This window comes from Shewanella sp. SP1S2-4, from assembly GCF_031932075.1.
In the GTDB taxonomy this organism is placed as follows: domain Bacteria; phylum Pseudomonadota; class Gammaproteobacteria; order Enterobacterales; family Shewanellaceae; genus Shewanella; species Shewanella baltica.
In genome coordinates, this window is sequence record NZ_JAUOET010000002.1 from 68,447 (window position 1) to 80,809 (window position 12,363).

The 12,363-nt window shown below is 47.1% G+C and carries 9 protein-coding genes; 5 read left to right on the plus strand and 4 right to left on the minus strand.

Annotated features, from left to right (window positions below; genetic code table 11):
- Positions 1–25 precede the first annotated feature (25 nt).
- The gene (locus Q4Q52_RS02495) at positions 26–2,419 is read right to left on the minus strand and encodes a fatty acid cis/trans isomerase (RefSeq protein ID WP_311989757.1); all 2,394 of its coding nucleotides are present in this window, start codon (positions 2,417–2,419) and stop codon (positions 26–28) included.
- 262 nt (positions 2,420–2,681) lie between these two features.
- On the opposite strand from Q4Q52_RS02495, the gene Q4Q52_RS02500 reads away from it, so the two are divergent.
- Positions 2,682–3,311 carry a flavin reductase family protein gene (locus Q4Q52_RS02500; RefSeq protein WP_311989758.1) on the plus strand — a complete coding sequence of 210 codons (630 nt, stop codon included), beginning with the start codon at positions 2,682–2,684 and terminating at the stop codon, positions 3,309–3,311.
- Between the two features lie 221 nt (positions 3,312–3,532).
- Positions 3,533–4,414: a LysR family transcriptional regulator gene (locus Q4Q52_RS02505; RefSeq protein ID WP_286991364.1), complete on the plus strand. Its 882-nt coding sequence runs from the start codon at positions 3,533–3,535 to the stop codon at positions 4,412–4,414.
- Positions 4,415–4,433: 19 nt separating this feature from the next.
- On the opposite strand, the gene Q4Q52_RS02510 is transcribed toward Q4Q52_RS02505, so the two are convergent.
- Entirely contained in the window at positions 4,434–6,125 is a 1,692-nt protein-coding gene (locus Q4Q52_RS02510) for an amidohydrolase (RefSeq protein ID WP_311989759.1), read from the minus strand.
- Positions 6,126–7,057: 932 nt separating this feature from the next.
- Here Q4Q52_RS02510 and Q4Q52_RS02515 point away from each other — a divergent pair.
- Entirely contained in the window at positions 7,058–7,588 is a 531-nt protein-coding gene (locus tag Q4Q52_RS02515; protein ID WP_311989760.1) for a hypothetical protein, read from the plus strand.
- Between the two features lie 160 nt (positions 7,589–7,748).
- On the opposite strand, the gene fre is transcribed toward Q4Q52_RS02515, so the two are convergent.
- Together fre and ubiD are read right to left on the minus strand one after the other, a co-directional pair.
- Complete coding sequence (fre, locus tag Q4Q52_RS02520) at positions 7,749–8,459, minus strand: NAD(P)H-flavin reductase (protein ID WP_311989762.1); 711 nt, start codon at positions 8,457–8,459, stop codon at positions 7,749–7,751.
- Between the two features lie 114 nt (positions 8,460–8,573).
- Positions 8,574–10,055, minus strand: coding sequence for a 4-hydroxy-3-polyprenylbenzoate decarboxylase (gene ubiD / locus Q4Q52_RS02525; RefSeq protein WP_006079949.1), 1,482 nt, complete (start codon positions 10,053–10,055; stop codon positions 8,574–8,576).
- 159 nt (positions 10,056–10,214) lie between these two features.
- On the opposite strand from ubiD, the gene Q4Q52_RS02530 reads away from it, so the two are divergent.
- On the plus strand, positions 10,215–11,024 hold the full coding sequence (locus tag Q4Q52_RS02530; protein WP_311891000.1) for a hypothetical protein: 810 nt from the start codon (positions 10,215–10,217) through the stop codon (positions 11,022–11,024).
- A 98-nt stretch (positions 11,025–11,122) separates the two neighbouring features.
- Entirely contained in the window at positions 11,123–12,358 is a 1,236-nt protein-coding gene (locus tag Q4Q52_RS02535; protein ID WP_311989763.1) for an MFS transporter, read from the plus strand.
- Positions 12,359–12,363: the final 5 nt, after the last annotated feature.

Sequence of the window (12,363 nt, forward strand, 5' to 3'; positions counted from 1 at the left end):
GGGAACGCTAGCGTTCCCCTTTTTATTAACGATTTTGCAGTCGGTTGTAATCCAGCCACCCACTTTCTATCGGGTGATTGTCGAAAAAGATCTGATTGAGTTCGTCACTAAAGGCCCAAAACTTCGGATCGGTACGGCGTACACCCACCATATCTAACAGTGCCTCATAGTCTTTTTCAGTTTGCATTTTCTCTACTGTCGCCACGACGTTAGGCAAGTCTTGTTCTTTCACTCGCCAAAATGCCTCAGGATAACTGCCCAATAAGCCATGCACTAAAGTGACGTCATCTTTAGCGGGTTCGCGGTTACTCGCCTCATTAAACAGGCTCGAAATATTCCGATGGGCGCTATTGCGAACTAAGGTAAATATCTCAGCTTTACCCGCTTTTTCAGGTTCCACCATGATCATGGTTAGTTCAGGTAACAGGGTCGCTTGTGTGCCTTTTAATCGATCTAATGTGTGTAAAAGTGCTTTGCTATGTATTTGCAAGTTACTATTTTCTATGTGATATCGATTGGGTTGAACCTTAGCAACCTTCTGCCCGAGTTTTTGATACAGCTCGCCCTTTAGATCGTCACTAAAGTAGAGTACGCCCGTAGGCTGATGAAAGGTGTTGATATCCCCTGCGATAAAGGCCGTGAGTTGAGTTCCAGCCCCTTGATACCAATCACTCAACTGCTTGCGCCTTTCCTCCTGTGGCAACAGGGTCAGGAAATTCGATTCCCCCTCCATACGTAAAAAATCCATGTATAAGCGAGTTAATAGCTGGTGGCCGTAGTTACCATAAACATCGAAACCCGCGACCAATAAATAGTGGATACGCTCCAGCAAGGCATAATCGATAATCCAAGCCGTTTTGGGCGGTTCGCCTACTAAGCCTTTGACCACAGTGGCATTGTCGAAGTGACGAAATACTGTCAGGCTGGCATTATCATTGGTGTCGTCGCCATCCCAGAGTCCGTCTATGGTAAGGTGCTGGCCGTTTTTGAATTTCTCGTTCAAGAACTGGTTACGCGCTCGCATATATTTGCCTTGCTTGGCGGCATATTTCACCCAAGTTACTGCTAATGCAGTGCTTTCTTCCTCTGCAGGCATACGTAGGTTTTCAAGTTGGGAATGGTAAAAGGCGCTAAAGTCAGTGTCGTCCATATAATCTGGAGTCACAAAGTACACCCAGAATCTATCGTTAATGACATTGAGCGCCACCTGACCACGGCACACTGGGCCTTTGATAAAGCCCATAATGGTATCTTGGGCGCGGGTCAGCATAAATCGATAGCGCGCACTGGCAGGAATTTGAATAAAGGCTTCAAAGGGATTGGCCGCAACGCTCGGCTTGTAGCTCGGCAGTTGAGTGACTGAGTAATCCGCATCGATAAACCATTGTTGCCAGTTATCCAGCAAGCCGGTATTCAAAGCGTAGGGGATATGGGTTTTATCGACTATGGTTGCCCGATAAGGCCGAAAGCGGTAATAGACTCGCTCCACCTTAGGATCATCGAAGGGACGACGGGAGGCGATAATATCCAGCGCTTGCCCCGGCGGCGTCCGAGAACGCACTAACTCGAAGAATAAAGGCTGGGTGTTCGGCTGATTCAAAGACTCAAAATATAAATGGAAGGCAAACAAATGCTCGTAGATGTAGCGTGCACTTAATTGGCTTTTTAAACTGTCGCCGTTTAAAAACGTCTCCCAGTGGGTTATTTCTGCAATAAATTCAGGTGTAAGCGCCTGTGCAAACGGCAGTGGCGCACCTTGCTCGAGCCAGTGCATCAACACTTGATGTTCATTAGCATTCAGTGCTGGCAAGCCATAAGGCATACCTGCAAGGGGCTGGCTTTGCTCGTATTTGTCCATTTCCTCTAGGCTGGCGCATTGCTGAACTCTATCTAGGCTGAAATCAAAACGCTTATCTAAAATCTTGTCTTCGGGCAGGGGGGGCATTTGCTTAAGCGTGAGCATTCTGGCTAATACCGAGGCTTGGGTATTGGCTTCTGGGGTTTGATCGCGCTCGTTTAGCATGGGGTAAAACCCGCGTTGACGCCAAGCTTCTGGGGTAAAGGCATCGACAAATAAGCGATTAGGTGTGGCGGCAACTAAGCGTGTGCCTTGGTAAACTTTTTCCTTACTCGCTCCGCGTTCTATACCTTCGCTTGAGGTCATTTTGAGCTGGCAGGGAGCATCGTAGCAGGCATGGCACACCACGCAGCGGCTATTGAGGATCGGTTCAACTTCTTTGTGCACAAATTCGGCCTGTTGAACAAATTGGTCGTTAAGCTGTGCATTCTCTACGCGTTTTTGCGGTGAGCTAGTGCCAAACAGAGCATTGAAATCGATTTGCGCCACACTGGCACAACCCGTCGCCAATAGCACTGTGGCCAATAACAACCTTTTCCATATTCTTTTTATCGCGTCCATTCACGACTCCTTTATTTGCCACCTAGCAGAGTTAGCCATTTAGCCCACTGATCAGCATCACTTTAGCAGAAGAGTGTGTTGGATCTAAAATTTGCAGCCTGATTTTATCCTAGCTCTCGCTTAATTTATGCTGCAGAGTTTTGGCGACGGCCGCGGAACTTAGGTAAGATAGCGACCATAAAAGTGTGCCAGTGATGGCTGTGTTAATCGCTCAAGTCACGGTTGTGGCAATAACAATGTGGCAATAACAAAAGGATCAAGTATGACCGCTGATAACCGCTATTTCTACGAACCGAGCAAAGGCCATGGTCTTGCACACGATCCTTTAAATGCAATTGTGGGTCCTCGACCGATCGGCTGGATTTCATCACGCAATGCCGAGGGGCAACGCAATCTCGCCCCTTACAGCTTTTTCAATTGTTTCAACTACAAACCGCCCATCATCGGCTTTGCCAGCACAGGTTGGAAAGACAGTGTCGCCAATATCGTCGAAACAGGGGAGTTTGTGTGGAACCTCACCACTCGCAGCCTTGCCGAGCAGATGAATCAAACCTCCGCCATGTTGCCACGCGGTCAAGATGAGTTTAGCTTTGCCGGACTCACAGCTAAAGCAGGCACCATTGTTAAGGCCGATTTAGTGGCTGAAAGCCCAGTGAATTTTGAATGTAAGTTGTCCCAATGTATCCAGTTAACCGCCGCCAATGGCGACAAGATTGATACTTGGTTGGTATTAGGTGAAGTGGTGGCCGTGCATATCGCCAAGCATTTACTCAATGCCGAGGGGATTTATCAAACCGCCCTCGCCGAACCCGTATTACGTGCCGGCGGCCCATCGGTCTATTATGGGATCACCGAAGCGTTACGTTTCGATCTACATAGACCACAAGTGTAAGGGGGGGGCTCAGGCGCCGCAGGGCTGGGTGTTTAAACTTCGTTTGAGTTTTGGGCATTATTTTAGCTTTTAACTTTTTAAATCAAAATCTAAATCTAAGTCGTGGGGCTTCACATCTGATTTTTAACAAAGTGTCTTGCATAGGTAAGTTAACATTGTGATTCCGTCTGACGGGTATTAAAGTCAAGCGCACAACGCGTTTATAAAATAGTAGAGCACATTTGAATATTCAACGAGTTAAAGCATTTGTATTGACGACTCAACTAGGCTCTGTCTCAGCCGCCGCTCGCGCACTGGGCAAACGTCAGCCGCAAGTGAGTCAGTGGATTGCCGAGTTAGAAGTCGACATAGGTGTGGATTTATTTGAGCGTAGTGCAAATCAAGTGGCACTCACTGCGGGAGGCGAGCATTTACTACCTAAGGCTATTTTAGCCTTGGCCCAATGGGAACAATTTACTCAATCGGCGACCCATTATGCCGAGCTTGGTAAAGGTCGGTTAGTGTTGGGGGTTGAAAATTACATTCCTTTAGAAGTCTTACGTTCGACAATTCAGCGCTATTTAATGCAGTTTCCAACGCTGGATTTTGTCTTAAAAGTGGATACTTTCGATGCATTACACAGTGCATTTCTATCCGATAATATCGACCTTTTACTGTTACATGAAACGGTTGAATTACATCAATCTCAATCGGGTTACTGCCGCCTTGGCGAATATCAAGAGGTAATGTTGATATCTGGACAGCATACATTAGCTTCACAGCAGGTAATCGACCCCGCACAATTAGCGCCCTATCGTGAATATATTTGGGCAGGAGGGCAGACTGAAAGTGATGATCTCGAAGTCGGCTTTAGTGGCCATTATTGCCAAATCCCCGATCTTGCTTTGTTAAAGTCCTTACTTGCCGAAGGGGATGGATATAGTTTTTTGCCGTTATCTTTAGCGCAGACAGAAATCGACAGTGGAAGATTAAAAGTTGTCCAATTGAGTAGTGAATTTGCGCCTATGAAGCGGCGGCTCGAAATGCGCTGGCATCATGGGTTTGAGGCCAGCACCTTAGGGTCTTCTTTGCTGACGTTAATAAAAGAGCAACTCAGCAAATAATTAGATTGATACGGGATTGCTATTGATCATTGAGATCGAACACTAGCTCCCCCTCTAACCACGTCATTAAAATTTGAGTGTCAGCAATTTGTTTTGCTGTGGCTTGGGTAATGTCTCGCTCTAATACAACAAAATCGGCAGATTTCCCTAGCGCGATAGAACCAGTAATGTCACTTATGCCCAAGGCGTTAGCGGGATTTATTGTATAGGCTGCAATAGCACTGTGAATATCGGTGATGCCTGCATTTTGCAGATAGACTGCGTTAGCAATACCAACGAGTGGATTGATATCATTCACATTCCAGTCACTACTTAAAGTTACATTCGCGCCAGTCTTGAAAATAGGGTTAATAGGTAATAAAGCATGAGCTCGTTGCTTACCGATAAAAGGGATCGCCCACTCATGATCTTGCTCAGCAATGTAATCGCTACCCAATTGGAAATCTGCATCGACTTTTAGTGAGGCAAAGCGTTTGATATCTTGGGGAGATACCATTTCTAAATGCGTCATGGCATAAGGGCGAGTAGCTCCCTGAGATCGTAAAGTTTCAATAGCATCTAAGGTGTTGCGTACCCCTGCATCACCTATGGCATGAATATGTGCCCCGTATCCAATTTTGTTGAGTTCAGTAAGCCACCACGCCATTTTACTGGCAGGAACATACTCGAGTCCCCTAGGAAGTTCGGGGGTGTAGCTCCAATCATAGGGGGCTAATGTACTGGCAGTACCGTTTATGATGATGCCATCACTGTAGATTTTGACCTGATTGATGAGCAGCAGACGTTGTTTATCATCAGAATGAATTTTTTTAAAGAAATCAAGCTGTGCTTGGGGTTCATCGGCAGGATAAATCCAAGGGCGTAGACTGACTCTGGCGGTTAATTCATCATGACTTTCGACGGCTAGCCATGTTTCTAACCAGTCACGTTTCCAATAGAGTCGTCCATCACCGATAGTCGTTATCCCGTGCTCGGCAGCAGCTGCCAGACCATTTAATAAACCTTGATAATTGGCTTGTTGTAGATTGGGTTGTGATTTCCATGCTTGTTCCATCACAAGATCGCCAGCATTATCGAATAAAATACCGAGAAGTTTACCGCTCTCTTCATCTTTGAGGATCTTGCCGCCTTGCGGATCGGCTGTATGAGCGCTTATCTTAGCTTTGGCTAATGCGAGGGAGTTGACCCACATCGAATGGGATGTTTGCTCCATAATAACGACAGGATTATCGGGGAAGATTTTGTCTAATGTTGCCAAAGGAGTGGGGCCATTCTCTTGCATTATGACACTGAGTTGATGGCCATAGCCGAGTAACCACTCTCCCGTTTCCAACTGATTTTTACAGGCGGTTAATGTGCGGATATAGCCTTTGAGATTAGTTTCATCATCCAGTAAACAGTCGCTACCTATTTCACTCGCGGCTTCAAACACATGATTATGGTTATCAATAAAACCAGGTAATAAGTAATGACCTTTTAAATCGATGACTTTGGTTTGATTGCTCACGTGATCCATGGCGTTAACGCTATTCCCAATGTAGACAATTTTGCCATCCTTAATGGCTATACTAGTCGCTTGATCATGGCCATAGACGTGGGTATTGGTGAGTAAAGTATCTGCAAGTTCGTCGTTTGCACAGGCAGATAGGGTGAATAATCCCGTTAAGGCTAAGCATTTAACGAGTTTGTGTGGCGTCTTAGTCTGTTTCATTTGTACTTGAATCCCATGTTGCGTCAGCTATTGACTCATTATGGGATAATTCCACAATAGTGAAAGTTAGTGACTATCAAGAAAATGAGATACCCATGGGAAAAGACTGATAAGCCATATTTTTGTTGGTACATTGTGACTGGTTACTATGGTTTTTTGTGAAAAAGAAAGAGCGGACAGGCATACATTTTATGCTAAAGGTTACGCCAATTTCCCTGCGAAAGTAAAAAGATAGGACAGGAAAAAACTCTTTTGGGATAAACAGTCGACACCGAGATCACAGAAGTTCACCTTCCCCTGCGAAGTTGCTAAAGGGCGTTGAAGAAAATAGCGTGACGCAGACAGGACGTCTGCGTCGCTTTCGGGGGGAAGGGACGCCCCATCGGAAGCGTTAACTATTTTCGAATAAGCACGAAGCCAGTCACTAATGCATGTAACTTCGCTAGGGGCGTCTTGGAGAATCCAAGGAGGATAGGACGAGCAGTCCTCCTTGGTCGGGTGTGGGTTGAAGACCCACGACTTTGATTTAAAATAACAAACGAAGTTTGGATATGTAGATTTTCTTGGCCGTAAGGCCGTATTCAAAGTGAAATACGGCGAAAACTGGGATTTATTATTTGCAGCCCAACTGGAAAACGTTAGCCAGCCAAGCTAACAAATTATCGTGTTATTTGATCAATGCGATCGCATCATTGTAGTGTGCCGTCCATTACACCAATCACTCTCGAGAGATGGTGAAATCATCTCAATCATTATGATTTATTGGTTGCGTGTTTGTTAAGTTATTGACTAATGACATTCTCATTGATAATTTACCCTACTTAAAAAATCATTGGTAATAATAGGTTACCTAAGTAGTACTTTGTGATGAGCTTAACTCACTTAATACAATGTGCGGTATGGATAGACAATAACTTAATGGATTAAACGCAATGAAAAAAATGATCTTATGTACCCTTGTTTTAAGTCTTGCTGCTTGTAAGAGTACAGATGTAAGAAACATCGCCGATTCTGTGTCTGATATCGCAGGCATCGCTAGCACAGGTACTTCAGGCGGCACTTCCGGTAGTAGCTCCATCCCCACTTACGAACATCAGACTCAGCAATACTCGAATAGCTCCGAACCATTTTATATTACTGAGAATACTAAGATGTCTCCGGAACGCGGTGCGATCCGCTCTATTACTCAGGAGAAAAATCCTAAGGGTATGACTATGGTCAGGGTGTTGGCATACCATCAAGACAGTGGCGCGGCGATGGAAAGTACTAATTACCTTTATGCGTTAGACGGTAATGGTTGGTTAAGTGATAAGCCAATGACGATGCACCGCCCAGAAACCATGATTATCAATAGTGGTGTCTATTATCTGAAGGCTCAGAGTGACACTGGAAAATTCTACACCTCAGGCATGATAACCTTGGCTAGAGGCGTCACCAATGTGGTGTCGATTGAGCTTCAATAGGTAATTTTATCCTAAAAGGATAATGATTGACGTCATCACGAAGATGCCGCAAGTGTCATTTTCTTATTGAAAGTAAAAACAAAACCCCAGTAAGCACTGGGGTTTATTATTTGAAGCTAAAGTGGCAAACGTTAGCCAGCCAAGCTAACAAATCCACGCGTTATTTGATAAACGCGAACGCATCTCCGTAGAGATGGGCTTCTTCTACACCAATCTCACGGAAGATTTCCCGTGCTGCACCCACCATGTCGAAACGTCCGGCGATATAGATATCGTAGCCATTTAAGCTGACAAAATCTTGTTTGATTTGCGCTAGCAGATTGGCAGTTTTACCTTGCCAATTGGCTGGGGCTTCTTCGATGACTGGGACGAAGTGTAACCAAGGGTGAGCGTTGTGCCACTCGCGGGCTATGGTTTCAAAATACATGGCATCTTGGGTGCGACAACCCCAATACAGGGTGGTTTTAACCTGTTGGCCGAGGGCGATTTGGTGCTCGACGATACTCTTAGTGTATGAGAAACCTGTGCCGCCGGCGATTAACAGGCGAGGGCGAATGCTTTCGTGACGCAGGTGGGCTTCGCCGCCTGGGGCTTCGATGTCGATAGTGCTGCCATCAAGGGCGCAGGCTTTCAGGCGCTCGACCACTTGCATTGGGTAGCTTTCACTCACAGCGGCGCCAATGTGTAATTCAATCAGCTCGGCGTTTGGCGCTGATGCGATAGAGAAGGGGCGTTTATCTTTTTCACCCATGACAACACATAAGTATTGCCCCGCTTGGAAATCGAAGGCGGTTTCAGGCCTTAACAATACTTGATATACGGCATCGTTAAATGGGTTAACTTTCTCTATCTTACAACGTATGGTTTTCATCAAACTTCCTTTGCACCTTTCTTCAACAGTATGTGTCTAGGTGTCGCTTTAGAGGCCTGTTATTGGCCTATTCTCTTGGCTTAAGCCGATACTTGAGTAATGGCTTAAGCTGAATTATAGGGTTGGGCTGTCGTCTATGCCTAACTCATCCCAGATTGAGTCGATCTTTTGTTTTACTTTTGGATCCATCACGATTGGCGTGCCCCATTCGCGGTTGGTTTCACCTTCCCACTTATTGGTGGCATCGAGTCCCATTTTTGAGCCTAAGCCCGCGACGGGTGAGGCAAAATCGAGGTAGTCGATCGGGGTGTTTTCGATCATCACGGTATCGCGTTTAGGGTCCATACGGGTGGTGATCGCCCAGATCACATCTTGCCAGTCACGGCAGTTCACATCTTCATCGACGATAACAATAAACTTGGTGTACATAAATTGGCGTAGGAAAGACCACGCGCCCATCATCACCCGTTTGGCGTGTCCCGGATATTGTTTGCGAATGGAGATCACTGCCATGCGGTACGAACAACCCTCAGGCGGCAGATAAAAATCAACGATCTCAGGATATTGCTTACGCAAAATCGGCACAAACACTTCGTTTAATGCAACTCCAAGCATGGCGGGCTCATCCGGTGGACGGCCAGTGTAAGTGCTGTGGTAGATGGCATCTTTACGGTGAGTGATGTGGGTAACGGTAAATACTGGAAACTTATCGGTTTCGTTGTAGTAACCCGTGTGATCGCCGTAGGGGCCTTCTTCCGCCAGTTCCTCAGGATCGATATAGCCTTCGAGGATGATTTCACTGGTGGCGGGCACTTCTAAGTCGCAGCTTAATGCCTTGCAGACTTCGGTACGTTCACCGCGCAGTAAACCGGCAAAAGCGTATTCGCTCATGGAATCGGGGACTGGGGTGACGGCACCTAAAATGGTCACAGGATCGGCGCCGAGTGCGACGACAACAGGATAACGCTCACCGGGGAATTGTTGTTTAAAATCAGCAAAGTCTAACGCGCCGCCACGGTGGGATAACCAACGCATGATCAGCTTGTTTTTACCCAGTAATTGTTGGCGATAAATGCCTAAATTCTGACGACTCTTGCGCGGGCCTTTGGTGATGGTTAAGCCCCAGGTCACCAGTGGTGCGACATCGCCCGGCCAGCAATGCTGAATAGGTAATTGGGTCAAATCGACTTCATCGCCAGTTTTGATCACTTGTTGGCAAGGGGGATTGCGCACTGTTTTTGGCGGCATATTCAAGGCTTGCTTGAACATAGGGATCTTAGCGATCGCGTCTTTAAAGCCCCGTGGTGGTTCGGGTTCTTTTAAAAAGGCTAACAGTTCGCCCACTTCGCGCAACGCTAAGGGATCGTCTTTACCGAGCGCCATGGCCACACGTTTTGGCGTACCGAACAGGTTTACCAACACGGGCATGTGATGATCTTTGGGATTTTCAAATAATAGCGCAGGGCCCTTAGCGCGTAATACGCGATCGGCGATCTCTGTCATTTCTAAATGAGGATCAACTGGGTAGCTAATGCGTTTGAGTTCGCCATTGGCTTCCAGATGATCAATAAAGCTGCGTAAATCCTTAAAACTCATGTGGAAATAGCCTCTGCAATGAAAATCCGTGTGGCGCGCACTATAGCATTTTTCTGTTTTAGGGTTAACCAATTCAGTGATCTTCAAGCTTAGGAAGCGTAAAATGGATGCCAGTAAGTCACGATTGATCTCGCTTACGCCCTTTATTTCGAGGTTTATATGAATATCCCAGTAACATTTACTCAAGGAAAGTGTTTTCAAAGTCAATCACATGGCGTGCATAAGCGGCCGCTAAAGTGCTTGGTTTTGTCGCTGGCTGTGGGGATATCGCTCTTGGGCGCGCTCAGTGTGTCGACTGCGGCGGTTGCCGGAAATCGGGACCATTCGGAGCAAGGCGAGCGCCAAGGTCCTCGTGATAGCCACAGTCGTGGAGAAAGTCATTACAACAATCGTCATGACAACCATTACGACAACCGCCATGTACGCAACGATAATCGCCATTATCGTCCCTATTACCGACCTTATTACCCTTGGGGTTTAGGACTGGGTTTAGGGCTTGCAACAGGTTGGGGTTCTGGCTGGAATGTCGGTTATGGTGTGAACAGCCAGTGGAACAATGATTGGGGCTGGAATACTTCGCGTGACGCTTACGCTCGAAATTACTGGAACTCGCCCTATTCGGGCATAGGCCTGTCGATTCCTATGCGCTACGACGATGAACCTGTGGCGATTTCTACGCCTGTACGGGTCACAACCAGTATGCAATATTCTGCGAGTGAAGGCCGTATGGTGTCGAGTATGCCTGTAAATATGGCCGGACAATCGACTGGGCAACTGGTGTCGCAAACTAGTAACGTCACAGGCAAAACAGTTGCGACTCCGCGTCCACGGGCAGCGCACAGTGTGTCTAGCTTGCCGAGTAATGCCAGAATTGTGCAGCAGGATGGCCGTACACTTTACGAGTGGCAAGGCACGCTTTATGCCTTCGACTGGAACAGTCAAACTTATCAAGAACAGTTAGTCAGATAGATTTACATTAGGTAAATGACTGAGAAATTGGAGCCCCTTAGTGGGCTCCAATTTATTTATTAGCTAGTTGTCGTTTTATAGCATAGCGGAGAAAAAGTTTGAAAACCGTTCAACATCAGGTTCAAAATCCATCTGTCCAAAATCAGCATAAGGGCGCCAGTACACTATGGGTGTTACTTGCCTTAGCACTCGGAACATTCGCTTTAGGCACCACAGAATTTGCTTCCATGACCTTAGTGCCTTATATCGCGAGCGATTTAGGCGTAGAGGTTGCCCATGTGAGTTATGCCATTAGTGCCTATGCGTTGGGGGTTGTGGTCGGTTCGCCGATTATCATGGTGCTGGCCGTTAGGGTCAGACGGCGAACACTCTTGATTGCCTTAGCCGGGTTAATGGCGGTGGCCAATGGCTTAAGTGCGTTAGCGCCATCATTGAATTGGTTAATCTTTTTTCGCTTTCTCAGCGGCTTGCCCCACGGAGCTTATTTTGGTGTGGCTATGTTGCTCGCCGCTTCTTTAGTGCCGCCAGAAATGAAAGCCCGCGCCGTATCGCGGGTGATTATTGGCCTTACACTGGCGACGATTATCGGTGTGCCGTTTGCCACTTGGATGGGGCAAACTGTGGGCTGGCGCTCAGGGATTGGCATAGTGGCGATTCTGGCGACCATTACGGCTGTGATGGTGTATTTTTTAGCGCCCAATCAAGCCGTGGCCGCTGATGCGAGCCCCAAAAAAGAGCTACAAACCCTGAAGAATCGTGAAGTCTGGTTGACGCTTGGCATTGCGGCGATTGGCTTTGGCGGTATCTTCTGCGTGTATACCTATCTGGCTGAAACCTTAATCCAAGTGACACAAGTCGAGCCGTTTAAGATCCCGATCATGATGGCGGTGTTTGGTATTGGCGCAACATTGGGGACCTTAGTGTGTGGCTGGGCGGCGGATAAGTCGGCCTTAGCGGCGGCGTTTTGGTCGTTAGTGTTAAGCACTCTGGTATTAGCGATTTATCCGAGTTTGACCGGACATTATTGGGCGCTGATGCCCGTAGTATTCTTTGTCGGTTGTGGATTAGGGCTTGCCACTATTGTGCAAGCCAGATTGATGGATGTGGCACCCAATGGACAGGCCATGACAGGGGCGTTAGTGCAATGCGCCTTTAATCTTGCCAATGCAATTGGCCCTTGGGTGGGCAGTTTAGTGATCCTGTCTGGACAAGGGATTACCGCGACAGGTTATGCGGCGTCTTTGTTGTCTTTAGGAGGACTTGTGATGTGGTGGCTGACCCACAGGGAGAGTCGCCGCGCGGTAAGCTTAAACACAGCCAACTGCGCTGACTAGCAAGC

Bases quoted from the DNA above. Each gene is read 5' to 3' on its own strand.
- ubiD (WP_006079949.1), bottom strand. From the start codon at position 10,055: ATGAGTTTTAAGGATTTACGCAGCTTTATTGATCATCTGGAAGCCAAT.
- Q4Q52_RS02495 (WP_311989757.1), bottom strand. From the start codon at position 2,419: ATGGACGCGATAAAAAGAATATGGAAAAGGTTGTTATTGGCCACAGTG.
- Q4Q52_RS02510 (WP_311989759.1), bottom strand. From the start codon at position 6,125: ATGAAACAGACTAAGACGCCACACAAACTCGTTAAATGCTTAGCCTTA.
- Q4Q52_RS02500 (WP_311989758.1), top strand. From the start codon at position 2,682: ATGACCGCTGATAACCGCTATTTCTACGAACCGAGCAAAGGCCATGGT.
- fre (WP_311989762.1), bottom strand. From the start codon at position 8,459: ATGAAAACCATACGTTGTAAGATAGAGAAAGTTAACCCATTTAACGAT.
- Q4Q52_RS02530 (WP_311891000.1), top strand. From the start codon at position 10,215: ATGAATATCCCAGTAACATTTACTCAAGGAAAGTGTTTTCAAAGTCAA.
- Q4Q52_RS02515 (WP_311989760.1), top strand. From the start codon at position 7,058: ATGAAAAAAATGATCTTATGTACCCTTGTTTTAAGTCTTGCTGCTTGT.